The organism is Mojavia sp., from assembly GCF_059505145.1.
Genome location: NZ_JCACKA010000085.1, coordinates 34,283 through 59,834, shown reverse-complemented (window position 1 = coordinate 59,834; position 25,552 = coordinate 34,283). Strand labels below are relative to the sequence as shown.

Here is a 25,552-nt window from a genome sequence, read left to right as displayed (position 1 = left end):
AAGCCGAACCCTTGTATCTCCAAGCTTTGGCACTGTATAAACGCCTGCTGGGAGATGAACATCCCGACGTTGCCACTAGCCTCAACAACTTGGCATATCTCTACCATTCCCAAGGAAAGTACACCGAAGCCGAACCTTTGCATCTCCAAGCTTTGGCACTGTATAAACGCCTGCTGGGAGAAGAACATCCCCACGTTGCCACTAGCCTCAACAACTTGGCTAATCTCTACAAATCCCAAGGAAGGTACAGCGAAGCCGAACCCTTGTATCTCCAAGCTTTGGCAATTTATGAGCAAAAATTAGGTGTCAATCACCCTCATACAGTTATATGTAGAGGAAATCTTGAAGTTCTTCGTGCTGCTAACTCTTAGTGCTGGTTTGCATGAAATTGGAGGATTTTTAAACGCAGAGGAACGCTGAGGGAAGCGTGGAGGTACGCTGAGTTTTTTGAGGGAAGTTATGGCGTTCTATGAATGCGGGATGATTTATGGATTTTCCTTGGCAGAAAAGCTGTTTTTAGGTGCGTTAATGCAGTAGTATAACGCACCATAATGTTTAAGAAGTAATAGCAACGGCAGAAGGCTCTAAAGTCGCTACTAATTTCACACCAAATTCAGCCTCAAATACTCCTTTTTTATAATCTAAACTCCACATTTCTAAGGCGCAATCATCATCAGAACGAGCAGGAAATATTCGCAAATTAAATTGTTGATTATGTGGATGATATTCACACTGCACTCGTTCAATAGCGCCAATTTGCCGCCGATCAAGAGCAACTGCCAATCTTAAAATTGTACTTAATTGGTTAACTATTTGTCGTTGCTGTTTGGTAAGGAGATTGCGGTAATTTTCGTGTTTTTTCTTGGGAGGCGATTTGCGATGGTATCGCGCTAAATTGGCAATCATTTCAATTTCTGTTTCGGTATAACCGAGTAAATCACCATTACGAATTAGATAGTAAGAGTGTTTATGGTGAGAGGAATGGCTGACATAATGACCGCAATTATGTAGTATCGCAGCTGCCCATAGTAGTTGTCGTTCTTCTGTCCCCCAGTTGTGTAATATCCCTTGGGTTTGGTCAAATAAACTCAAGGCAAATCCTGCCACGCGATCGCTGTATTCTAAATTGATATGGTATTTATTAGCTTGTTTGAGTACACTACGCTGCCGAATTGAACTTTGAAACCGCAGTCTATCTTCAATTAAACCGTGGGCTAGCATCCAGTCCACGATTACGCCTTCCCTGAGGGAACGTTCACAAATTGTGACTGACTCAGCACCCAAAAGCATCATTGCTTCTTGTAATATTACTGCGCCTGCGAGTATAACTTCAGACCGCTTATCGGGCATACCAGGTATCGCAGTTCTTTCGACGTTACTCATTTTTCGCAAGCGATTTACCCAATCCCGTAAGTCTTTGAGACTTAATTCGTGGCCATTGAGCGTGGAAGGAATGAAATTTAATTTTTCCCGTGCATTAATTAGCGTTAGGGTTTCAATAGTTCCCGAAGTTCCCACCAAACGCGGAGATTTACCAAACTCTAAGTTTGCCCGCACTTCTTCCACGGAACGTTCCAACATACCCCGTGCATAGGCTTGCAGGTATTGAAACTCGGTGTTACTTATGGGATCAGTGCTGATTAACTCGCTGGTAAGTCTGACTGCACCAATTTTAGTACTGGTGAGAGTGCGTGGTTCTTCAGTGTCCCCCAAAATTATTTCTGTAGAACCACCGCCAATATCAATGATCATGTGGGGTTGGTTATTAAATTCCATCCCCGACAGCACACCAAGGTAAATTCGTCGTGCTTCTTCTTGTCCAGAAATTAAGTCAACGCTTAAACCCAAGTCAACTAATATTCTGTGTAAAAAATCTTTGCCATTAGGCGCTTCCCGCACGGCGCTAGTTGCTACAGCCAGGATTGTTTCGGCGTTAAAAGTTTTGGCAACTTCTTGAAAGCGTTTGAGAGCAGCGATCGCCTTTTCCATTATCCCTGGTTTGAGACAACCAGTATCCAGATCGCGATCGCCCAATCTTACAGTTTCTTTTTCTCTGGCAATAATGCTAAAAGCTGGTAGTGTGGGGTCAATTTTCACCACTACCATGTGCAAAGAATTTGTACCCAAGTCAATGGCAGCAATAATTCGGTGATGCTTAACTGTTTGAGTAGGAACACTCTCCCAGCCAGCTGAAACTAAATTCAGCATCTAGATTTCTCTCTGTTAAGGAAGGATAATAAAAGCTGATGTGTTGGGATATGCAGCACTGGTATTATGTGAAACTCATGTATTCTCAGGTTTAACGTCTAGTGACTGTGCCTGAACAAGTATATTTACTCCCTGAATTTCAACTAAACTGACTGTTTAGATGTATCCAAAGTAGCTAATTGAGCTGATGTTTTTACAAATAGCAAATAAAGATATTCTATAGATGTAAAGATGTGTTAAATCATCGAAATAAAGTGAATATTTAAATTGTTTTTAACTTCTTAACTTCTATGCTGAGAACGCCAGAACAAAATCAGGAACCTGTATGGCTTGTGATTATCCGGCTTTTGCGGTGGCATAAACCAGAAGGACGATTAATTTTGATGATTCCTGCACTTTGGGCTGTGTTTTTAGCAGCCGCAGGTAAACCACCTTTGCCTTTAGTGGGTGTGATTGTATTGGGTACTCTTGCCACAAGTGCGGCTGGGTGTGTTGTCAATGATTTGTGGGATCGAGATATTGATCCAGAAGTAGAAAGAACACGCGATCGCCCCCTTGCTGCCCGTACACTTTCAATTAAAGTCGGGATTGGTGTAGGAATAGTAGCGCTATCATGTGCCGCGATTCTGGCATTTTATTTGAATGCCCTAACTTTTTGGTTGTCTGCGGCAGCTGTGCCTGTAATTTTGCTTTATCCAGGCGCAAAGCGAGTTTTTCCTGTACCTCAATTGGTGCTTTCGATTGCTTGGGGTTTTGCCGTCTTAATTAGCTGGAGTGCAGTTACAGAAACTATCTCTCAACCGACTTGGATACTTTGGGGCGCGACTGTACTGTGGACATTGGGATTTGATACTGTTTATGCAATGAGCGATCGCGAAGATGATCGACGCATTGGTGTAAATTCTAGTGCCCTGTTCTTTGGTAATTACGCTCCTTTAGCCATTGGAATTTTCTTTGCTGGCACAATTGCTTTACTTGCTTGGTTAGGTATTGTCATCCACCTTCATATTGCCTTCTGGATTAGCCTAGCAATTGCCACAATTGGCTGGATTTGGCAGTCACTACGCTTAACACAGCAAAATCTACCTAACCCTGTATACGGCGAGATGTTCCGGCAAAATGTCTGGATTGGTTTTATTTTACTTGCGGGGATGATTGCCGGTTCTTTGTGAGCATTGGGGGCACAAAAATGTTGTGCCCGTACTCCTACCGTGTATTGCTTGCGCTTTTTGACTGGCTTTACAATAATTTTATAAAAAGCCCGTATTTACCCTGAACACGCAAAGTTTTTATCAATATTCCCGATGCGTATCCGAAATAGTACGAATTTAGTTTAGTAGTTGGATATATAACTATAAACTTGAGACGTACCCCACTCCATGAAGCGATCGCACCTTGTCAAAATTGCCATGATACTTTTATTCTCCCTTGGCAGTCTTGGTATCGTCGGAGGAAGTTTTTTTCTGAGAAAAGCCTTTAGTAGTTCTGCTGAATCTGAGATAGTAACTGATACATCACGCTACTCTGAAATTCGTCAGAAGTTGGTATCTGATAAATACCAAGTCAAGCATTTCCCCAAAGGAATTCCGGCTGATGCGAAGGATGTACGTATTGCCTACTCTCCAGGCTTTTCGCAAGGTGGTAGTTTCTTTCAAATCAGGCTTAAACAATCACCAGAGAAAATTAAACAATTACTTTCGCAATATAAATCTGTTGCTAAACATGAGTATAAGGGTGGTAATACAAACGACCACGCCAACTTACCAAATGGAGTGCCGACAACATTTTTTTATACTAGTGATGCTGAGGAATCCTTTCCTCCTAGCTATGAAGTATTAGTGTTAAATGCACAGGATAGAGGTAGCCCTGGCTTTAAGTGGAATCACGGTGATAGCTACGGAGTGGCAATTGATAGTTCAGCTTCCGAAATTGTTTATTGGGCTGAACAGTGGTAGTTGGCAGGGGACGCGGGGACTGGGGGACAAGGGGACAAGGGGACAAGGGGACAAGGGGACAAGGGGACACGGGGACACGGGGACAAGAGAATAATTAATGACTCTTGCCTATTGCCTGTTACTCAGCACTCAGCACTCAACACTCTTTTAATTTGAATCATCATGAGAAAAATTATTATTGGAGTCATGGGGCCGGGAGAAAAGGCGACAAGAAATAATTTGCAGAACGCCTATGAATTAGGTCATCTCATTGCCCAGCAAGGATGGATTTTACTTACTGGTGGGAGAAATGCAGGGGTGATGGATGCGGCAAATAAGGGCGCAAAAGCTGCTAATGGTTTAACTATTGGTATTCTCCCCAACGATAATCAAGATAGTATCTCGAATGCTGTGGATATTGCCATTTTCACAGACATGGGAAATGCTCGAAATAACATTAATGTTCTCTCTAGCAATGTGGTGATTGCCTGTGGTATGGGTGCAGGTACAGCTTCAGAAATTGCCTTAGCTTTGAAAGGAAATAAACCAGTAATTCTATTAACTGACGATGAAGAAAGCAAAGTATTCTTCAAAAAGCTGTCGCCAGAAAATGTTTATGTTGTTGAGAGTGTAGTAGATGCGATCGCCACTGCTAAGGCAATTTTATAACAACTTTTAGTATTTTTCCTTCGGCATGAAATGTACGCCTCCAGGCGGTGCAAATACTATCCCGCGACGCACAGGTTGCAATGGAACTTTATCCAATAGTTCTAGTGAGTAGTGCGATAGGATATTTGCCAGTACCAATTTCATTTCAAACATGGCAAATGCTGCGCCAATACAGCGACGATTAGCACCACCAAAGGGCAAAAATTCATAGGGGGAAAACTGGCGTTCGAGGAAACGTTCTGGTCTAAAACGCTTGGGTTCGGGATAGATATCTGGGCGCTGGTGAGTTAAATAAATGCAGATTGACAAGTACATTCCTTTTGGTAAATCGTAGCCCATCAATTGCATATCAGTCCGCAGAATTCGTGGGAAACAAAAGAATGCAACTGGGTAAATCCGCAGGGTTTCGCAACAGACAGCATTTAAATATGGCAATTGGGCGATCGCCATTGGGTCTGCATTAGTGATATCAATAGAATTGAGTTCCTGTAGCAGTTTTTCGCGGACTTCGGGAAGATAATGAATCCAATATAAAGCCCAAGCAAGTGCGATCGCGGTTGTTTCATGACCCGCAAATAGCATCGTCATCAACTCATCGCGTAATTCTACATCACTCATCGGTTGACCTGCTTCATCACGCGCAGACATTAATAAGCTGAGGATATCTTCACCGTCAGTTTTACCTTGCTCTCGACGCTCATTAATTTCTTGGTATAGCAGTTGATTAAGTAGCTGTCTTCGCCGCGCAAATTTTCCCCAAGGACTCCAAGGGCCTAAATCCTTTTGCAGTGATTTGAAAAACAGTAAAGTTGCGCTCAAAGGAGAATTAAAAGTATTCAACATCGCAACTAAAATTTGTTTTATTTGTTGATAACGTTCTCCTTCTTTCAGCCCAAAAACAGACCGCAAAATCACTTGCAAGGAAATATCTTGCATACTAGAACGAGCTACAAAAGGTTTTCCAATCGTCCATTGGCTAGTTACTTGTTCTGTAATATCACGGATGATCTGACCGTAAGCTCGCATCCGTTCACCATGAAAGGGAGGCATTAAAAGCTTACGCTGTTGCCAGTGGCGATCGCCATCTAATAAGATTAACGAGTTTGCACCTACCAATGGTTGAATAATTTGGTTTCCTGCACCTGATTCAAATTGCTTAGGGTCAGCTGTAAAAATTTCCTGAATAGCTTGAGGATCACTGATAACTACTTGCGGTGGAAAACTATTAAATTCAGTGTAATAAATATCTCCATATTTCTGTTGTGAGCTTTCAAGAGTTTGTATCGGTCGTAAAATTACTTTGCTTGTATACCACCATTTAGGTTTTTGGGAGGCATTTGGCAGTTTAGCAACATTCGATTGAGAAGTAATTTCTTTAAGTTTAATCATTACTTGTCTCCTAATATTTATTAACAAGCTCTAGCTTAAATTTGGACATAATCTTAATGTAAAATTGGAGAAAATTGGGGTAAATCTAAGTGCTTTCTAACATCGTTAATTGGTTCTTGCCAATGGTCTTCAAAGCGATAGCCGAGTAGAAACTTAGCTTTGTTACCTAATTCACGTCCTTTTTGCAGGTTAACAAAAATTGCTTGAACTTGTTGGGGAGCTAAAAGCGGATAGAGCAATTTGGCTAACCACAAACTGATTTTGAATGAATGGCTGTAATTTTGAGCAGCAGCAAAAGCAAGAACGCCGATTTCTCCTGCATAGCTGGTATCGAAGCCCAGCAAGACATGGAAAATATCGTGGGTAACTACGTATCGCAAAGCAAATACATTGCGTTTAGCAACTTCATCAAGCTCAGGGCTGACGTTTAATGGCTTGAGGTTGTTGCGCTTCATGTGATCGGCATATTCTCGCCCAAAAGAACCTGGAGGATATTGGCTTAATTTATCTAAATCAATGGGCGGATAATATCCTTCTACTGAACGCAATTTTTCCGCCACTTCTGGAGCAACTTTTGCGCTGAAAAAATCAGACTTGAGCAGAGCAAAATCGCCTAGTTTGCCTGAGTTTTTGTAAGCCAACATTGCTTTGAATTGTTGCAATTTTTTTAACATGATGGCTATCCCATATTTTGGGTGATGCGATCACGCTCCGCACCAAAAGCGATCGCTTGTCAAATCGCAATTTTGAATACCTAATCACTCGTGATTTATAGCTTGCGCGACTGTAAAACTAACCTCCTGACCATAGGAAATCTCAAGGGTGTGACCATCAGGATCGCGGATAAAAGCCCAGTAACCAACGGGAAAACCCCAGTCATGCGGCCCTTCTATTAGTACATTTTCTGAGTGCGCCTCATTGCAGAGACGCTCCACTTCCTCACGAGTTTTACAAGCTACGCCAAGATGAGATGCGGGTGCAAGTGTGCTTTTTATTTGAGCTACTTGAATCAACACAATGACAAATGGTCGAGTTAAATCGCTAATCCAAGCAACGTCTACGTGCTTCGTTTGATCAGTGCGACGATGTACTACTTGCATCCCAGCATACTTTGCATAAAACGAGATGCTTTGATCGATGTCGCTTACCCCAAGTGCGATGTGAGTAAAACCAAGATCCGACATCAGCTGTTACCTTCTCACAAATGAACAATATCTTTCAGATTAAGATATTGCGGATAAACACAAGGGGGGAATACCGTAGCGATCGCGCAACTCTTCTACTGGCACATTCACCACTTCCCAGAAGTTCCAATGATCCGAAAGGTCTACTTTGCAAGCTGCACCTCTTTTGAGAGCCTGCATTACTAATAAAATGTCAAACAATCCCACATCGGCATCTGCAATTGGAGTGATTTGAATTCCCCAATGAAAATGCAGGATGACAAACAACAGAAATACAAAGCCGTCCTCACGAATAAAACCAGCCTGAAACGCTCCCTGCTGAATCTCACCTTGGGGGTTGGTGTCATAACCTGACAGAATATGCCCAAAATCATGAAATACCATGCGTTCTGGAATTCCGCCCGCTTCACCAGGAAAACTAAAGTGTCTTTGAGTGCAATGTTCCCAAAAAGCACGTCCTAAAGTTCCCTCTGGAAGTAAACCCAACTGGCGATACTTCCAAGCAACTTCTAGATCTTCTCCACCGTTGAAGAAAGGAGTTACCATTTTTTTGATGCCAACTATTCCCTCTTCTTGATAAGCAGCATTTATAAATTTGCCCATCAATCGCCGCATGATATCCAGTCGCGCCAGTAGCTTGTGTCCACTGGCGGCTTTGTGCAATACTCGTAAACCTTGCTCATTCACACAAAGGGTATCAGCTAGCGATCGCAATGCCTTCTGCTGTGAGGGTATAATCTCACCATCGACCATCGCCATTACCATTGCCATCTGAAGAAGCAACTTGCGTTGCTGTGGATTAGTGATCAATTCAGCTATCTGTGCTGTAGTAATCGGAAATAATTCATCAACTACAACATTTCCTTGATATAGCTGATTTAACACCTGTAAAAATTGCTGTTCTAACGGTGTCAATGCTTGTGGATTAGCCGCTACTGTTGTAAGGGTTCCCAATACAAGCGGTAGTTCTTGAGGAGAAAAGACAAAAATATTCATAACAGCCTCAAATTCCGAGTTCCAATCTCGGCGTTCCTAGTTCTGAGTGCTGAGTGTTGAGTTCCGAACTCGATGTTCCGAGTAAAAAGCTCGACGTTCCGAGTTCCGAACTCGATGTTCCGAGTAAAAAGCTTGACGTTTCGAGTTCCGAACTCGGTGTTCCGAGTAAAAGGCTCGACGCTCCGAGTAAAAAGCTTGGCGTTTTGAATTCCAAGCTTGACATTTCGAGTTTCAAGCTCGGTGTTCCGAGTAAAAAGCTCGGTGTTGCGAGTTGCGAACACGAAGTTTCAAGTAAAAAGCTCGACATTGCTATTTTTGAGTGCTGAGTGATGAGTGCTGAGTAATAACTTCTCTCCTTGTCTCCCCATCTCCCCCAGCTTCCCCTGCTCCCCCAGTTCCCCCTGCTCACTCAGCGATAGGATATTTCTTGATTTGCAAGTCCCTCTTGCAGTGCTAAGGGTAATTCTAATCCCGGAGCTGTAGCAAGTTCTGGGGGTGGAACCTCACGTGTTGAACTTCTCAGATATTGGCCATTGTTGACGGGAGGCACAGGCTTCATCCGGTGAGTGATACTGTAATAACGGTGAGTTTGTTGGGTTTGCTGCCGTTCTTGGATGCTTTCATTGGCAATTTTCTTCCGCAATTTAATAATTGCATCGATTACTGCTTCTGGTCTGGGTGGGCATCCTGGTATATAAACATCAACTGGGATTAATTTATCTACGCCGCGCACTGCGCTGGGAGAATCTACGCTGAACATTCCTCCTGTAATTGTGCAAGCTCCCATAGCAATTACATATTTAGGTTCTGGCATTTGCTCATAAAGTCGCACTAAATTAGGAGCATACTTCATTGTGATTGTCCCAGCGGTAATTATTAGGTCTGCTTGTCGCGGAGTCGCGCGGGGAATCATACCGTATCGCTCTAAGTCGAAGCGGGACGCATAAGCAGCCATAAACTCCATAAAGCAGCAGGCTGTACCAAACATCAAAGGATACAAACTGGACATTTTTACCCAGTTGTACAGATCATCTACCGTTGTCAGAATGATATTTTCTGTAAGTTGTTGCGTTATTTCGGGACGCTCAATAGGATTAACAATTGAACTGGTCATAAGTTGAGTCCTCCATAATTGCGATCATTGAGGACTTACGCAAGAACTGTCTAACATTGTTAGTACCGCTTTGCATAAGTTTGTAGATTTTTTAAACGCAGAGGGACGCGAAGTAAGCGTGGAGTAACGCTGAGTATTTTCAGATGTCAACTCGCTACGAATTAATGAAATGGTGTACTTAGACTTCGTGTTCTTTGTGCCCTTTGCGGTTCGTTTCTTGATAATTTTGCGTAAGTCCTGTAATTTTTAGAAACTGTCTTAGTGACAATTCCAGTGTCTAACGACTCTCCAAACTGCACCAGTAAAGATAAAGGTGTTAAGGTGCTAACTTAAGCCCTGCGTTAAAATATTCTAGATATTCGGCTTTTATGCGAGTAACCTCAAGCGTTATTCGATGTTTTGGAATTTAGACTTTGCGGAAATAAGCGATTGCGCGAAGCGCAGCGCCAAAGGCGATCGCTAACTTGTATAAAATTTAGGAAAACTGTAAAGTTAATCTCGACTTGGCATGAGCCTTGTAATCCGATGGAATTGCACAAGCAAAGACGCAGGCGCGGTGTTGTCCTCAGCCTCCCAGGATTTCAAAAGCTGCAAGAAGTTAAGCATCAGGTAGAGATTAGAGAAAATGATGGAGCCAGATTCACCCTAGAAGAACTCAGCTACCGCACGCAGTTAGCTCCTTTTACCATTGCTAAAGTTCTTGCACGAGAAGAAGGCGTAGATAAGCAAACCCTGGAATACTTTTTTAGAGCTTTTGGGTTAGAGTTAACACCCAGTGATTATATTAGGGCAGGGGATAAAGGGACTGGGGACTGGGGACTGGGGACAAGGGGACAAGGGGAGAAATTATTACTCAGCACTCAGGACTCAGGACTCAGCACTGACTGGGGTGAAGCGGTTGATGTCTCAATTTTTTTTGGACGTGCAGATGAATTGAGCAAGTTGGAGTATTGGATTGTTAGTGAACGATGTCGTCTTGTGACACTGCTGGGAATGGGTGGAATTGGTAAGACTTCTCTAGCGGTGAAACTGGCGCAGCAAATCCAAGAACAATTTGAGTTTGTGGTGTGGCGTAGTCTTCGCAACAGTCCACCTTTAGGAGAACTGTTAGCAAATCTGCTGCAATTTTTCGCTTGCGGACAAGCAGTGAAATTTTCAGAGAATGTTGCAGAACTTGTCTCGCAATTCATGATGCAATTGCGATCGCACCGTTGCCTTATAGTGTTGGATAATGCAGAATCAATTTTCGTAAGTGGCGATCAATCGGGACGTTACCAACCTGGATATGAAAACTATGGACAACTCCTCAAACAACTAGGAGAAACACCTCATCAAAGCTGTGTGGTACTCACAAGCAGAGAAAAACCCCAGGAAATTGCAGCTTTAGAAGGTGAGACTTTACCTGTGCGCTCATGGCAACTCACAGGCTTGAGTGCGATCGCAGCTCTAGAATTAGTCAGAACCAAAAGTTTCTTTTGCGGTTCCGATGCAGATTGGCAAAGCTTAATTCAACACTACACAGGGAATCCCCTTGCTCTCAAAATTATTGCCACGACAATTCAAGAGTTATTTGATGGCAATATTGCTGAATTCTTTGCTCAGGGTTCTACAGTTTTTGGTAGTATTTACGATTTATTAAATCAACAATTTCATCGCCTTTCAGCACTGGAAAAAGATTTAATGTTCTGGTTGGCAATCAATCGAGAAGCAATCACTTTACCAGAGTTGCGTGCCGATTTGGTTTTACCAGTATCATCAATGAAGCTGTTAGAGGCGTTAGATTCTCTCAGTAGGCGAAGTTTAATTGAAAAAAAATCAACTCCCCACACCACTGTCCACTTCACTCTCCAACCTGTGGTGATGGAATACGTAACAGACCAGTTGATTCAGCAGGTATGTGCAGAAATACTGGGAGAAATAACAAGAAATTCTCTCATGTTCCACAGCCATGCCTTAATTAAAGCTACTGCCAAAGATTACATCAGAGTTGCTCAAACTAAGCTCATTCTTCAGCCAATCATTGAAAATTTGCTGCACAAGCTGCGAACCAAACAAGCAATTGAAACTCGGCTTTCAGAAATTCTGTGCGAACTACAACAGCAATCTCGCGTGGAGAAGTTTCTTCCCCATGCTGAACTCGAACCAGGATATGCAGGTGGCAACATTCTCAATTTACTTTGTCATTTACAAACTGATTTAACTGGCTATGATTTCTCTTCCCTGACGATTTGGCAAGCTTATCTTCAAGATACTCCGCTGCATAAAGTTAACTTTGCCCACGCGGATCTTTCCAAGTCGATATTTGCCAAAACCTTTTCTACTCCCGTATCCATCGCATTTAGTCCCGATGGTAAAACTTTAGCAACTGGTCATTTCGACGGTTATTTTCGGCTATGGGATGTCATTAGTGGTCAGCAGTTAATTAACTGTGAGGCACATATTGGTTTTGTTTGGTGTATTACTTTTAGTTCAGATGGCAGCACCTTGGCTACTGGGGGGCAAGATGAAACTATTAAGCTGTGGGACGCGTTAACTGGACAATATCTCAAAACTTTGCAAGGTCATCAAGGTGGTGTGCTTTGCGTAAGATTTGCCCAGGATGGAAATACATTAGTTAGCAGCAGTGCTGATTTTAGTATCAGGCTATGGGATATCAACCTTGGGGAATGCACAAAAGTTTTGCAAGGACACAGCCGCAAAGTTTGGTCTGTGGCGTTGAGTCCAATTCAAGCAGGAATGCTCGCCAGTGGTAGTGAGGATAATACTATTAAGCTCTGGGATTTAGCTACAGGCTCCTGCATTAACACTTTACAAGGACATACTGATTGGCTGAAATCAGTTGCCTTTAGTTCATCAGGGGTGCTGGCTAGTGGCAGCTTAGATAAAACAATTAGACTTTGGGATGTAAAGCGGGGTATCTGTGTTGGTGTTTTAGAAGGACATTTAAATGGGATACTAGCGATCGCCTTTGTCACAGAAGAAATTCTGGCAAGTTGTAGCATAGATTGCACAATTCGTCTCTGGGATATCACTGCCCAACAATGTTTAAAAACCTTACAAGGACATATCAATTCTATTGATGCGATCGCTGCTAACCCCCAAGGAACTATGCTGGCCAGTGGTGGTGATGACTTCTCGCTTAGGCTGTGGGATGTTTTCAGTGGCGAATGTATCAGAACTTTCCAGGGAAGAAATAACTGGATTCAATCTGTTGCTTGTAGTCCCATTGACCCCAATTCACCTGAACCGAATGAATTTAAGGGAATCATTGCCACTGGTAGCGCCGACCGAACCGTAAGATTATGGAAAACAGACGGTCAGTGCCGCACTTTATACGGTCACACAGATTTAATCTTTTCGGTGAACTTTACTCCTGATGGTCGCATCGTAGCCAGTGGTAGCGCTGACCAAACAATCAGGCTGTGGGATGTGGCAACAGGTGATTGCACCAAAGTCTTACAGGCACATACAGGTACAGTGACCGGAGTTGCCTTTAGTCCTGATGGTCGGCTGTTGGCAAGTAGCAGCTATGACAGCACAGTTAAACTATGGGATTGGTTCACAGGACAAATTATAGATACTTTCCCAGTTCATTTGGGTATGTCAGTTGCCTTTAGTCCTAATGGTACAAAGCTGGCGTTTGGAGGTTTTGACGATACAGTCAGAATTTGGGATATAGCAAAGCACCAGTGTTATCAAACACTAATCGGCAACCGCAATTGGGTGTGGTGCGTTGCTTTTAGCCCAGATAATCGGACTCTCGCCACTGGCAGCAGCTTCGAGGGTATTGTGAGACTATGGGACGTAGAAACAGGCGAATGTTTTCAGATTATCCCAGCACATCAAGATTTACTGTGGGCGATCGCCTTTAGTCCAGATGGTAGTATTCTCGCCAGTAGTAGCAGCGATGGCACAATCAAACTCTGGGATGTAGCAAGTGGCGATCGCATTCACACCTTGGAAGGGCATAATACCTGGGTGATGTGTGTTGCCTTCAATCCAAAAGGTAATATCCTGATTGCTGGAGACGCCTATGCTGCCATTAAACTCTGGGATATCCACACTAAAAACTGCATTAACACCATCAAAGCCGAGCAAATTTATGAGCAGATGAATATTTATGGAGTTACAGGGTTAACAGAGGCGCAAAAGTCGAGCTTGTTGAGTCTGGGCGCAATTGAAGCAAGGAATAAGGGCTGGGGACTGGTGAGACAGCGCGGTCTTGGGGGTTTCCCCCATGAGCGACTGCGAACCCGAAGGGGGACTGGGGATTAGAAAGCAGAGGAGACTTTCTGACTCAGCACTCACAACTCTTTCAAAGAACCGTTAAACTTCATTGCAAAATAAAAAGATAAGCAAAATAACGTGATAACTTTTGGTTATGTGAAGAAATCACACAAGTCTAAAGAAAGGAGAATACAGTGGCAATGGAATCAAATTTCTTAACGGGCACAAGTGTAGTAAATGAAGATTTCAGCGAATACGTTGCCCACCTGCAACTACACATGACTTTACAAGCTCGCAATCTGGTTCCACCCCTGAAGCAAACCCTAGAAGATAGTCGGGAGAAATTACTTCATCAAACTCAAGCTAACTTTGAAAAGCTAATTTCTCGGCAAGGGCTATAAAGTACAAAGATTTTAATTAAAATTCACATAAAATAAAGGCAGAGTATTGTTGAGTTAATGCCAATGGTGTTCTCATCAAATCTGCTTTTTCTGTTTCTTTAAGTATTCAGTGACGAAAATCACTCTTTCGATGCACTGGCAAAGAGCGGAAAGCCGTTAATATTATATTGCAGCAGTTACTCAGCAAGAGCAGTTAGTTTAGGGCTAGATGGCGGCTCCAATCAAAATGACTTCATTACTTCCTCGAAATCTCAGCGTAATCATCCGACCAGTCCAATACCGGGATCTGGACGGAATCGAGCGCCTAACTCAAGAGTCATTCGCGGCCCTCACTCCCAAGGGAGCTAGTTCTGCCACACGCCAGATGCAGTGGCTGCGAAGCTGGTATGGGTTTCTGAAATTTTTGAGTTGGTTTCCTAACCCGTTACAGTATCTCTTCTGTTCCTATGTAGCAGAGCAGGGGCGTATGCTTCTAGGAATGATTCAAGTGTCACCATTTAACCGTACACGCAGTACTTGGCGGGTCGACCAGGTGATGCTGGATCGTAGTACTGATAAGCAAGGAACTGGCTCGCAATTATTGCGCCATTGCTTTGAATCGGTTCTAGAGGCACGTACTTGGATTCTGGAAGTAAATGTCAATGATTTAGAAGCGTTAGCACTGTACCGACGCAATGGATTTCAGCGTCTGGCTGAAATGACATACTGGGAAATTGAACCGACATTGTTAACTGAATTGGCACAAGCAGAGCCAGACTTACCTAACCTCTTGCCGATCAGTAATGCTGATGCTCAGTTGCTCTATCAACTAGACACAGCATCAATGCCTCCTTTGGTGCGTCAGGTATTTGACCGTAACACCCGCGATTTCAAAACTAGTTTGTTCGGTGCTTTAACTGATGCTGTCAAACAATGGGTAACTAAAACAGAAGTAGTCAGTGGCTATGTGTTTGAACCCCAGCGCAAAGCAGCCATTGGACATTTTCAAGTGCAAATTGATCGCAAAGGGCTTGCTCCCCATGTAGCAACGCTGACGGTTCACCCCGCCTATACTTGGCTATATCCAGAGTTGCTTTCCCAATTGGCTCGTATTGTACAAGATTTTCCTGAGCAAGGATTGCAACTAGCTTCCTCAGATTATCAACCAGAGCGAGAAGAGTATTTGGAGCGAATTGGAGCAAAACGCACAGAACACACCTTAATCATGTCTCGCTCAGTTTGGCACAAGCTACGGGAGTCTAAATTTGTCTCCTTAGAAGGAATTCAGTGGCCAGAAGTGTTGCAAGGTCTGCAACCGGCTCGTAAACCAATACCAGGTGGTATGTCATGGGCACAACAAGTGCAACAGTCATCCCCAGATCGAGCAGTGCCAACTAAGTCAGAACCTGTGAATTTTGGATGTAATAACCCTGGTATCGAACCATCTTGCCAACCTGAGTCAGTAGACTCACAGCAGGAGAAGTAGTGTGACACCCAAGGAGCAACCAAAGCCATTGATTTCAGCGTTGGGGTTAGATTTAGGTAGCAAGCGTATTGGTGTCGCAGGGTGCGATCGCACAGGGTTGATCGCTACCGGGATCACTACAATTGAACGCACATCTTTTGAGCGGGATGTTGAGCAACTACGACAGCTAGTTGATCAACGCCAGGTACAAGTACTGGTTATTGGCTTACCTTATTCAATGGATGGCTCTTTGGGGTTCCAGGCACGTCATGTGCAAAAGTTGGCTACAAGGCTGGCTAAAGCTCTTAAACTGCCTATTGAGTATGTGGATGAGCGATTAACTTCATTTCAAGCAGAGCAACTCCTAAGAGATGAAAACCGCTCTCCATCACGCCATAAAGCTTTGATTGATCGCAAAGCAGCGTCTTTAATTTTGCAACAATGGTTAGATGCTCGACGAGCTAAATCCAATATATCGGCAATAGCTGTTGAGTATTGATACCTTTTAACATGATATTCTGAAAACTATTACCCGGCAGTTGTATATGCGTTTAAAGCTATTTAGTAGACACAATCATGTCAATAAATAGTTAAATGCTTTCCACAGTTGCTGGTATTTATAAAGTTCCACACCTCGGCTATGTTTTCCTCTCAATTTCCCGAAGAAAATGATCACGCTCACGCGGGTTCCATCACTTTGACAGACGACAAAGGGCGAACCCTGGAATGTTATATTGAGCATTCCTTAGCGGTAGATGGGCAAGAATATGTTTTACTTCTGCCTGTTGACTCACCTGTAGAAATTTTTGCTTGGCAAGGTGAAGACGAGGAAGAAGAAGCTGTTCTAGTAGAAGATGATTCTATTATTGAACAAATTTTTGGTACAGCCCAAGCTGTGCTATCTGAGCAAAATTTGCTGCTCAAGAACACCGCTTATGCTCTAACAGTTGCAGGTGATTTACCTCCTGTAGAAGACTCAGAACTCTTCACCTTAGAAATCGAAGATGACGAGGCAGAATTAGAGCCTGAGCAATTGCAGCTACTTGCTAGCTTCTACGATGAAGATCAAGAGTATGCAATTTATACACCTCTTGACCCACTGCTATTTTTTGCCAGAATATCGAAAACGGGTCAACCTGTATTACTGTCTCCAGAAGAGTTTCGCAAGGTACAACCGTTGTTAGAAGAGCATCTTTTTAATGAAGTCGAGTAGCATTAAATATTCAAAATTAAAATTTAAAATGAAATATTTTTAAATTTTTAATTCGGAGTTTTTGATTATCATCTCAATCCAGATCCATTTATTGCCAAGGAACAATAAGCAGTTGTGGCTGATAAACACTATGTCACGATCAGCTGCTTTGCTTTTATATATCAGGCTAGCGTTTTTTCTGCGATCGCCCAAAGGATGTTGCCTTCGGCAATCGCCGCCGCCAAGATATTAGTCGCATAGCGGCTTATCCATTGACTTACGCTTCAATTTATATATGGATACTCTCAATATCTACGCTAATTAAGGGTTCTGGATGGGCAAGTTCACAAACCAAGAATAGACAATAATAGTTATTGGTCATCAGCAAGCTGCCGACCAATGACTGTTGATGCTCGACAATTTTGAAAACACTCGTAAAAAGGATTCCAGATTAGGGATTGGCGAAGAAGCGGAAAAATTATGGCAGGGACTTTAACCCCGGACGTATTTTGGAATGCTCCTCCAGTAACCAATTACCCAGTTCCCAGTCTCGAATCGCCTATACTGTTGACTCTTGAATATGACTTGGAACAACTTCTTACAGCCTGACTTGATTTTGGAAGGCTCAATTTTAAACCTAACACCAGATATTATCCAGCAGTATGGATTGAAGGGATTAGTGTTGGATGTGGATGAAACCTTAGTACCTATGAGAATAGGGTCAGCTTCACCAGAACTGCAACAGTGGGTGGAGCAAATCCGCAAATGTACTTTACTGTGTTTGGTGAGCAATAACTTGAGTGAAGTCAGGATCGGTGGTATTGCCCGTTCTCTCAACTTACCTTATTACTTGGGTGCAGCCAAACCCTCACGCCGCAAAATCAGGGCAGCACTCAAAGCAATGAATTTACCAGTTCATCAAGTGGGGATGGTGGGCGATCGCTTGTTTACCGATGTCTTAGCTGGTAACCGTTTGGGAATGTTTACCATTTTGGTTGAACCGATTATCCATCCAGATGTAGCTCTGCGCTCTCATCCCATCCGAAATTTTGAAGTCTGGGTATCTGAAGCCTTGGGAGCCTCTATCAGCCCAAAACATACAAAAATACATAAAGGTTGATATTTGTCTAAATAAGTAAATCTAAAGAAATGATTAAGGAATCATTATCAATGGCAAAAATCGGGGATCATAAGTATTAATAACATGGGGTCAGCTAAAAAAGACCTTAGCCCATAGCAAATACATATAAAACCGTAAAGCGTCAGCCTTCACTTATAGAGGGTGTGGCGCTTTACAATTTTAGATGAGTACTGATTGCTGAGTGGTAATTTTGAGTTTTGACTATAAGTTGTAAATGTACAACTTTCTTCAACATCTCAATTGTGAATCCTCACCTTTGACTTCGTACTCAGGCTCAATATTTAGCACTATCGTCAATGCCTCTAACGATTGTCGTCAAAATCGGCACTTCTAGCCTGACAAAACCAGAAACCGGACAATTAGCACTTTCTACCATTGCAACTTTGGCGGAAACACTTTCTTATTTGAGACGCCAAGGTCATCGAGTGATTTTGGTTTCCTCTGGTGCTGTGGGGGTTGGTTGTGCGCGGTTGGGCTTAACTGAACGTCCCAAAGCGATCGCTCTCAAACAAGCAGTAGCAGCAGTGGGACAAGGACGATTAATGCGGGTTTACGACGATTTATTTACCACCCTGCAACAGCCGATCGCTCAGGTTTTGTTAACTCGTAGCGACTTGGTACAGCGTAGCCGTTATCTCAATGTCTACAACACCTTTCAGGAACTATTGGGACTAGGAGTAATTCCCGTAGTGAATGAAAACGATACGGTAGCAGTAGACGAACTGAAATTTGGCGATAATGACACCCTTTCCGCATTAGTTGCCAGTTTAGTAGAAGCAGATTGGCTATTTTTGCTCACCGATGTTGATAGATTGTACTCAGCCGATCCGCGTTCTGTACCCGATGCCCAGCCGATTGCTTTGGTAAGCAGCATTAAAGAATTAGCACAATTACAGGTGCAAACAGGCTCTCAAGGCTCACAATGGGGTACTGGCGGTATGGTAACCAAAATTTCGGCTGCGAGAATTGCGATCGCGGCTGGCGTTCGCACTGTGATTACACAAGGGCGATTTCCTCACAATATCGAAAAAATCATACAAGGTGAAAAGCTAGGTACTCACTTTGAACCGCAACCAGAACCAACTTCTGCACGCAAACGTTGGATAGCTTACGGCCTTGTGCCTGCTGGAAAATTATATTTAGATGCAGGTGCGATCGCTGCAATCTCCCAAGCAGGTAAATCGTTGTTGGCTGCTGGTATTAAGGTAGTAGAAGGAGAGTTTGACACTCAAGAAGCCGTGCAACTATGTGATAGCAACGGTAACGAAATTGCTAGAGGACTCGTTAACTACAGCAGCAATGAACTGCAAAAGATTCGTGGGTATCATTCGCGGGAAATCTCTACAATTTTGGGCTATGCCGGGGCAGAAACTGTAGTTCACCGGGATAATTTAGTTTTAACTTAGCATCTGCGAGATTAAAAGGGGCTGGCGATTGGGTATCGGGGAGAGGAGGAGAGACGAGTAGACTGGTTAAATTACATTTGGCTCTGAAAGCCTATATTCCTTGCTCAATCAAACTTACAAGCTTAAGTAGTACGTTTGTCCGAAGGGGAGAATTTCTGCTTAAAACCTAGCAGGCGATCGTATTCATTTTGGAGTACCCCATGACACTCACAGGAGATTTCTTCGAGTTTGTGATTGTCGAGAATTTGGATTTTTTTTCGGCTGACTTGGATGACACCTGTATTTTGCAACTTGCCCAAGGTCTCAGTGACACCAGAGCGGCGCACGCCCAACATATGGGATATGAACTCTTGCGTCAGGGAGAATTTATCCGAGTGCATACGGTCTCTGACCTCAAGCAGCCAACGGGCACAGCGTTTTTCTATAGTGTGCAGGCGGTTGCAGGCGACGTTCTGCGAAACCTGCGCGATGTAGGCCTGGGTGTATCTCAGCAATACGTCTCGCATCGTCTTGTTGCGGTCGAACTCGTACAGTAGTACCTCGGCACTGAGTCTCATAGCGCTACCTGAGACTTGGATGATATACTCGGTCTGCGTCGTCTCGTTCCCACCCATGAAGGCGTTGATTCCTACCATCTCGCGGCTGCCGATCGCTCCAGATTCGGCCGTACTGCCGTCGCTCATTGTGATGGTAATCGAGATCAGACAGTCTATGGGAAAGTAGACATCCCGGATCACTTCGCCAGGGTGGTGCAGTATGTTGCCATATGAAAGCGATACCTGCTGCATATTTTTTTCGAGCCGTTCGTACACGTCACGAGGCAGAGCAGCCAGCAAAAGGTTGCTAGGAGCAGTATCAGTATCCTGCGGCATAATGAACCTCCTTGATTTCCGGGGAATGGATAAGCGTTGAAGTCCGCCCCATTGCACCATTTACTAAGTCTGTTAGAAACTTTGATTTTGGAGGGGCTAGGGATTAAATTATAAGTATTTTTACTGTAATAATACAAAATCGTAGCCAGTGCTAGAAGAGCAAGGCTTATTTGCGTCACAAGGCTCAATTTTGACTAAAAATACTCCACCCTGGCGATCGCCTGATGAAGAAAACTGAATTTTACCCGTCGCTCCCATAGCCGAAAAATTAGGATTAGATAGCACCTTTTGCAACCCTTGGCGAGTGCTATCTTCTTTTAAACCAGCGATAATTACTTGCATTGCATCATAAGCTGTGGCAGTTCGCGGGCTTACCTCTCCACCCCAAAGTTTAGCAGCTTTCTCAGCAAAAGAATTACCTTTACTCATATTACGGTTAGCATCACGATGCCAAGGTACAGAGACTACCATCCCTTTGATATCTCCTTGCCCAAACTTTAAAATCTTTTCACCGTAGAGCTGTTGAGAACCAAAAAGTGCAAGTCTACCTCTATTCTCTTTCGCCACATCAAGAGCTGGATTGATATTAGTGATTCTGGGAATGAGAAGGATGGCTTCCGCTCCATCACTGATGGCCTTAGCAATAAAATTACTAGCTCTAAAATTTGCGGCTCCTAAATCGCAATCTGTACCAATAACTTTTCCCCCTGCTTTATTGATTAAATCACTATATTCTTGGACAATTTCTTGATTTGGTCTTTCCTGACTAGATGTTTCCTGACTGGTTCTAAATGATGAATCTCGGCAAATAGCTATATTAGTGCGGCGTTCTTTTTTAACAATATATTCAGCCAGAGCTTGATTAAAAATATTACGATTGGGGCTGATATTAAAGACATATCTGGTATCCCCAAACAACTGTGCCTGATTTTGTCCAGGTTGATTTCTTCCACTACCTGGGGAAACTTTAACCAAGCTACTCTGTTTATAAATATTTTCGTTGCGACCAAAACCTACTACTGCAAGAAGATTGGAGTCTTTAGCCAATTCACTATCTATCTTTTCTAGCTCTCCAAAGTTATTCAAGCTGGCAATCTCAAGTTGCAATGGCATCCCATTAATACCTCCACTGCTATTAACTTCTTCTTGAGCTTGCGCTACTCCACGTAAAGTCTCTTTCGCTTCATTCAGGCTACTACCAATTGGTGCAATTACAGCTACTTTCAAGGCTTTCGATTTACCTACTTTGGCGTTATTCAAATAAATCAAAGTCTCTGGATCATTACGCTTGCTTTGCAGAGATGCTTGAAATTTAATGATAGCTGTACCAAAATCTTCAGCTTTAAAAGCGTTTACCCCAGCTTCTTTCTCATCTGTTTTATCTGCCGTTACCAAAATTTTTTCACCCATACTCATCCATTCGAGAGAGGATGCGATCGGCAATACAGGTGACACCATCGAAGGTGTTGAAGGTGTTGTTACTGGTTTAGAAGCAACTTTACTTACCAACCATAAAATAACTGCTACCATAACTCCAGCAAGCCCTAGAGAGATAAGCAACCGAATATTCTCATCCTTATGTGGCATAAATAACTACCTCGATTCATTAGGCTTAGGTAAAATTTCTCTAAAAACAGTTGTAAAAAAGTAAAATAAATTATAAATCAAAAAAACTTAGTAATTAATTTGTCTACGAGTTGGGATGTGCCCATCAGAATAAATGCCAATAAACCAGCAAGTGTCACTAATAAGACTACAATTATCAATCCATTTGTTCCAGATTGCAAAGGATTATTTATTTGCCAATTATGGGCTACAAAGACAATGAATAAATTTGTAATTACTGCAATAATAAACAAATAAATCTTTTCAAACAAAGATCGAGATTGAGTAAAGACTACAGCCCCTAAAATTAGGAACCATAATCCAGAACTAATCAAAGTAGTTCCTAAAAAACTCAGTAGGACAATAGCCAAAAACGAACTACCTGTACTTGCAATCACAACCCCAGGCAATAATTTCTTCATTGAGAATTGGGGGAGATATGAAGTATGTTGTTGAACTGGTGTCTGTGGCGGTGATATTCGCTGTGGTGAAATTATTGTCTGAAGCACACTCCAATGTGCATCTGTCTGAGAATTCAAGTCTTGTAAAACTTCCTTTGCTGACTGATAACGCTGTTCATGATTTTCTAGCAGTAACTTATCAAGAATTTGCCCTAATGCTTCACTGATTGGTTGCGTCATTTGGCTTCGCCACTTATTAGTCCAGCTAAAGCCTTGTCTCATCCATAGCTGGGATGGAGGAACATTAGTCAGCAGATAAAAACAAGCTATTCCCAAACTGTAGAGATCGCTAGCAGGGTAAGCTTCCCCAAACTGAATTTGTTCAATTGGTGCATACCCCAAAGAACCAATAATTGTCCCTGGTGTAGTGTTTATGGTTTCCGTCTTTTGTTTAGATACACCAAAATCAATCAGCACCAACTTACGATCATGTTGACGGCGAATAATATTTTCAGGCTTAATATCTCGGTGAATCACCTGTTGCTGATGTATTAGTTCCAGCACAGGTAATAAATCACTCAATAGTTGTCGAATTTTGATTTCATTAAATACTCCCTGCTGTTTTAACTCCTGCAACAAATTTTGCCCTTCTATTAATTCCTGTACTAAATATAAATAGTCATCTTCTTTAAAATAGCCAAACAGTGTTGGAATTTGGTCATGTTTCCCCAGTTCTTGCAGACGTTTTGCTTCTCGCTCAAACAACTCAGTTGCTTTTTTTTGGGCTTCACTACCGCCACCACCATAAAATTGACCACGAATTAGCTGTTTAACAACACATTGTTCATTCAGCTTGTCTATATCTTCTGCCAGATAAGTACGTGCAAAACCCCCTCTACCTAATGGTTGGATAATGCGGTAACGATTTCTTAGCCGCGATACCAATCCTGTTCCACAACTGAGACAAAAGTTTGAACCATCAGGATTTTGGGGATTAGGACAATCAGGATTTAGGCAGCAGATCATATAATTATCGCTGTCATTTTATTAACAATTAAAATATACCTTAAATTCACTTGCTGCCTGGGGTTGACTTATTTTTTACTAATAATTCTTATAGTTTTACTTCTATCTGTACAGATAAAAATAGTTAGGTTATTGTTGCTGCCGAACTTTTCTATTTAGCTATTGCGAATTCAGCTAAAGCAACAGCACCCCATAATGGCGCATCATCACCTAACGCCGCAGGAATAATTTCAAAATCAACTTCAAGTAGCGCTGTCTCCCGCGCCACCTGGCATAAAACTTCCCACCATCGAGTTCCTGCCTTGGTTACGCTCCCACCTAAGATAAACAATTGCGGGTTCACCAAATTTGCCACATTGCCAATACCCACACCCAGCGCCCAAGCAGATTTTTGCAAAATCTCCTGAGCCAAATCATCTCCAGCCGCCGCAGCTTCACTTACCAACTGCCCTGTTAGTAACTCTAAATTATCCTGTACCAAACCCCTCAATATCTTTCCTGGTGTACGTCTTGGCAGTTCTGCTAATACTTCCCGTGCATTTTGGGCAATATATGGCCCCGAAGCTAAACGTTCCACACATCCGCGTTTACCACACAAACATACTGGCCCAGCAGGATCTACAACTATGTGTCCAATTTCGCCAGCCATACCACCTGCGCCCCGCCAAGGCTTACCATTGAGTATCCAACCACCACCCACGCCAGTGCTGACAGTGATGTAAAACAGGCTATCGTATCCTTGACCTGCACCAAAGCGATGTTCACCCAAAGCCGCAACATTGGCATCATTATCTACATAAGCAGGAACACCAAATTCTGCTTCTAGCAAGTTTTTGAGGGGAATATTTTCCCAACCAGCAACATGATGAGAGAGTCGCACTGTTCCAGTGGTGGCGTCTACTGGCCCTCCAAAGCTGACACCAATTGCAGTGGGTTTTGTACCTTGCAGCAAAGAGTGAATGAGCGATCGCATAATTTCTAAATCAGTGTTAGCATTTGCATTCACTGGAGAAAAGCGTCGTTCATAACGCAGCCATTGTCTGGAACCAACATTTACCGTCGCTGCTGCTAGCTTAGTACCGCCAAAGTCGAGAGCTAATATCAAGGTCACAGTTTTTTATACTCCTGCTGCACATCACGATAGGTAGTTTCTTTCTTGAGAAAGATGTTTGTGTTCAAGATAAATTCAACACTAGAGAAAACTACATAATTTAGCAACTCATGACTGCTGATCAATCACAACCACTCATTGATTTTTCTAACGCCAAAGAACCACCTCGCTCTCTTAATCTCGATCAACAAGAGGCTCCTCCTATTGAACCAGAAGAAGTTAGCGGTCAAATCAAACAAGATCCCTTGCCTGATGATTTCAATCGCCAACCAGAAACTGTTGGTGAGCGCCAAATGATTGTTGCTAATATTCCTGGAGCACCTACTAATTTAAATGACGCTCATGACTAAATTCCTCACCTTTTCCTGAGTCAAGCACTCCATGAATAAACTGTTGCAAACGTTCATAATGCGTCCCTTGCCAATAAATTTGAGCGCAGTCTTGGCAGCGATGAAATTCATGATTTTGCAATTGCACACTTTCTGGCAGTTGATCAATTATGCTTTCCTTCGCTACAGTTTCTAGTAATCCATTGCAACGCAAACATCGTTGAAAAGGTGATACTAACTTAAACAAGTCGAAGCGCCGTAACACTTCGATGATTTGCTGCTGAGGGTTAGTACTTCTGACGTAATAGCCATAGGTTACTAAACTACGCATTAATAAACCCTTGTCACGAGTCAAAAGAATCCGCAGCTGTTTATGGGAGATAGCAGCTAATTCTTCATCCTCATAGTCATTGCGGTATAACGTATCAAAGCCTAGCAATCTTAAAGATGTTGCTAGCTTGCCTAAATGAATATCTATAACGAAGCGAATGATACTGAGCGGTTTTGGGCGAACAGATATTGCTGGTGTAGTGATAGCAGTTGCCGAAATGGGATAGACATTGATAGTATCACCATCCTGCACGATATAAGAAAAATCCACACATTTATCGTTTACTTTTATACAATCAACTTCTGGATGAGGGACACCTAGACTTTCAATCATGTCCTTAATTGAGGCTCTCTCCCCAAAAGAATGGCATATCCTCACCTGCCTTTTATACCGTGGTAAAAAATCATTTAATTCTGCATAAAAATAAAAAGATGCTACAGCCATAACTACATAACGTTGAATGATTCATTAGTTAATGGTTAATAGGCGATCGCTAGGCACTATTGTCTCATTACCTGCTTCTCCACCGTAATTAAAGGGATTGCTTTAAAATTCGGTGATGCAACATTTTG

At 42.7% G+C, this 25,552-nt stretch carries 25 protein-coding genes; 14 read left to right on the top strand and 11 right to left on the bottom strand.

The annotated features are described in order from the left end of the window. A partial coding sequence (locus tag AC5JL8_RS25210; protein WP_495882415.1) for a tetratricopeptide repeat protein occupies positions 1-371 on the top strand: 371 nt, incomplete at its 5' end. Between the two features lie 184 nt (positions 372-555). Here the strand turns inward: AC5JL8_RS25210 and AC5JL8_RS25205 are convergent. Beyond that, positions 556-2,208, bottom strand: a complete 1,653-nt coding sequence (locus AC5JL8_RS25205) for a Ppx/GppA phosphatase family protein (protein WP_495882414.1) — start codon at positions 2,206-2,208, stop codon at positions 556-558. Between the two features lie 290 nt (positions 2,209-2,498). Between AC5JL8_RS25205 and AC5JL8_RS25200 the strand changes: the two genes are divergently transcribed. The 3 genes from AC5JL8_RS25200 (at position 2,499) to AC5JL8_RS25190 (ending at position 4,811) form a co-directional block, all read left to right on the top strand. After that, entirely contained in the window at positions 2,499-3,380 is an 882-nt protein-coding gene (locus AC5JL8_RS25200) for a 4-hydroxybenzoate solanesyltransferase (RefSeq protein WP_495882413.1), read from the top strand. A 207-nt stretch (positions 3,381-3,587) separates the two neighbouring features. Beyond that, positions 3,588-4,163 (top strand): hypothetical protein, encoded by a 576-nt coding sequence (locus tag AC5JL8_RS25195; protein ID WP_495882412.1) that lies wholly within the window; start codon positions 3,588-3,590, stop codon positions 4,161-4,163. Positions 4,164-4,325: 162 nt separating this feature from the next. Then, positions 4,326-4,811, top strand: a complete 486-nt coding sequence (locus tag AC5JL8_RS25190; RefSeq protein ID WP_495882411.1) for a TIGR00725 family protein — start codon at positions 4,326-4,328, stop codon at positions 4,809-4,811. A 6-nt stretch (positions 4,812-4,817) separates the two neighbouring features. Here AC5JL8_RS25190 and AC5JL8_RS25185 read toward each other — a convergent pair whose 3' ends face one another. From AC5JL8_RS25185 to AC5JL8_RS25170, 4 genes are all read right to left on the bottom strand, one after another. Next, positions 4,818-6,200 carry a cytochrome P450 gene (locus tag AC5JL8_RS25185; RefSeq protein ID WP_495882410.1) on the bottom strand — a complete coding sequence of 461 codons (1,383 nt, stop codon included), beginning with the start codon at positions 6,198-6,200 and terminating at the stop codon, positions 4,818-4,820. Between the two features lie 53 nt (positions 6,201-6,253). Further along, complete coding sequence (locus tag AC5JL8_RS25180; RefSeq protein WP_495882409.1) at positions 6,254-6,874, bottom strand: Coq4 family protein; 621 nt, start codon at positions 6,872-6,874, stop codon at positions 6,254-6,256. Positions 6,875-6,958: 84 nt separating this feature from the next. Continuing rightward, on the bottom strand, positions 6,959-7,384 hold the full coding sequence (locus tag AC5JL8_RS25175; protein WP_495882408.1) for a VOC family protein: 426 nt from the start codon (positions 7,382-7,384) through the stop codon (positions 6,959-6,961). 39 nt (positions 7,385-7,423) lie between these two features. Then, positions 7,424-8,380, bottom strand: coding sequence for a hypothetical protein (locus AC5JL8_RS25170; RefSeq protein WP_495882407.1), 957 nt, complete (start codon positions 8,378-8,380; stop codon positions 7,424-7,426). 56 nt (positions 8,381-8,436) lie between these two features. On the opposite strand from AC5JL8_RS25170, the gene AC5JL8_RS25165 reads away from it, so the two are divergent. After that, positions 8,437-8,706, top strand: a complete 270-nt coding sequence (locus AC5JL8_RS25165; RefSeq protein WP_495882406.1) for a hypothetical protein — start codon at positions 8,437-8,439, stop codon at positions 8,704-8,706. Positions 8,707-8,789: 83 nt separating this feature from the next. On the opposite strand, the gene nuoB is transcribed toward AC5JL8_RS25165, so the two are convergent. Continuing rightward, positions 8,790-9,494, bottom strand: a complete 705-nt coding sequence (gene nuoB, locus AC5JL8_RS25160; RefSeq protein ID WP_495882405.1) for an NADH-quinone oxidoreductase subunit NuoB — start codon at positions 9,492-9,494, stop codon at positions 8,790-8,792. Between the two features lie 429 nt (positions 9,495-9,923). On the opposite strand from nuoB, the gene AC5JL8_RS25155 reads away from it, so the two are divergent. From AC5JL8_RS25155 to proB, 8 genes are all read left to right on the top strand, one after another. Further along, positions 9,924-13,769 carry a WD40 domain-containing protein gene (locus AC5JL8_RS25155; protein WP_495882404.1) on the top strand — a complete coding sequence of 1,282 codons (3,846 nt, stop codon included), beginning with the start codon at positions 9,924-9,926 and terminating at the stop codon, positions 13,767-13,769. A 152-nt stretch (positions 13,770-13,921) separates the two neighbouring features. Beyond that, a complete protein-coding gene (locus tag AC5JL8_RS25150) occupies positions 13,922-14,122 on the top strand; it encodes a hypothetical protein (RefSeq protein ID WP_495882417.1) in 201 nt (66 codons plus the stop codon). A gap of 208 nt (positions 14,123-14,330) precedes the next feature. Beyond that, a complete protein-coding gene (locus tag AC5JL8_RS25145) occupies positions 14,331-15,587 on the top strand; it encodes a GNAT family N-acetyltransferase (RefSeq protein ID WP_495882403.1) in 1,257 nt (418 codons plus the stop codon). A gap of 1 nt (position 15,588) precedes the next feature. Further along, entirely contained in the window at positions 15,589-16,065 is a 477-nt protein-coding gene (ruvX, locus tag AC5JL8_RS25140) for a Holliday junction resolvase RuvX (RefSeq protein ID WP_495882402.1), read from the top strand. Positions 16,066-16,206: 141 nt separating this feature from the next. Further along, the gene (locus AC5JL8_RS25135) at positions 16,207-16,779 is read left to right on the top strand and encodes a DUF3727 domain-containing protein (protein ID WP_495882401.1); all 573 of its coding nucleotides are present in this window, start codon (positions 16,207-16,209) and stop codon (positions 16,777-16,779) included. A gap of 114 nt (positions 16,780-16,893) precedes the next feature. Next, complete coding sequence (locus tag AC5JL8_RS25130) at positions 16,894-17,019, top strand: hypothetical protein (protein WP_495882400.1); 126 nt, start codon at positions 16,894-16,896, stop codon at positions 17,017-17,019. A gap of 319 nt (positions 17,020-17,338) precedes the next feature. Further along, positions 17,339-17,878 (top strand): YqeG family HAD IIIA-type phosphatase, encoded by a 540-nt coding sequence (locus AC5JL8_RS25125; RefSeq protein WP_495882399.1) that lies wholly within the window; start codon positions 17,339-17,341, stop codon positions 17,876-17,878. 317 nt (positions 17,879-18,195) lie between these two features. After that, a complete protein-coding gene (gene proB, locus AC5JL8_RS25120) occupies positions 18,196-19,305 on the top strand; it encodes a glutamate 5-kinase (RefSeq protein WP_495882398.1) in 1,110 nt (369 codons plus the stop codon). 122 nt (positions 19,306-19,427) lie between these two features. Here proB and AC5JL8_RS25115 read toward each other — a convergent pair whose 3' ends face one another. From AC5JL8_RS25115 to AC5JL8_RS25100, 4 genes are all read right to left on the bottom strand, one after another. Further along, positions 19,428-20,177 (bottom strand): Crp/Fnr family transcriptional regulator, encoded by a 750-nt coding sequence (locus AC5JL8_RS25115; RefSeq protein ID WP_495882397.1) that lies wholly within the window; start codon positions 20,175-20,177, stop codon positions 19,428-19,430. A gap of 120 nt (positions 20,178-20,297) precedes the next feature. Then, positions 20,298-21,764 carry an ABC transporter substrate-binding protein gene (locus AC5JL8_RS25110; protein WP_495882396.1) on the bottom strand — a complete coding sequence of 489 codons (1,467 nt, stop codon included), beginning with the start codon at positions 21,762-21,764 and terminating at the stop codon, positions 20,298-20,300. Between the two features lie 77 nt (positions 21,765-21,841). After that, positions 21,842-23,209 (bottom strand): protein kinase domain-containing protein, encoded by a 1,368-nt coding sequence (locus tag AC5JL8_RS25105; RefSeq protein WP_495882395.1) that lies wholly within the window; start codon positions 23,207-23,209, stop codon positions 21,842-21,844. A 151-nt stretch (positions 23,210-23,360) separates the two neighbouring features. Further along, positions 23,361-24,320, bottom strand: coding sequence for an ROK family protein (locus tag AC5JL8_RS25100; protein WP_495882394.1), 960 nt, complete (start codon positions 24,318-24,320; stop codon positions 23,361-23,363). A 110-nt stretch (positions 24,321-24,430) separates the two neighbouring features. Between AC5JL8_RS25100 and AC5JL8_RS25095 the strand changes: the two genes are divergently transcribed. Continuing rightward, positions 24,431-24,670, top strand: coding sequence for a hypothetical protein (locus AC5JL8_RS25095; RefSeq protein ID WP_495882393.1), 240 nt, complete (start codon positions 24,431-24,433; stop codon positions 24,668-24,670). Here AC5JL8_RS25095 and AC5JL8_RS25090 read toward each other — a convergent pair. Beyond that, entirely contained in the window at positions 24,645-25,424 is a 780-nt protein-coding gene (locus AC5JL8_RS25090) for a Mut7-C RNAse domain-containing protein (RefSeq protein ID WP_495882392.1), read from the bottom strand. The two genes, AC5JL8_RS25095 and AC5JL8_RS25090, sit on opposite strands and share 26 nt — an antisense overlap. Positions 25,425-25,552: the final 128 nt, after the last annotated feature.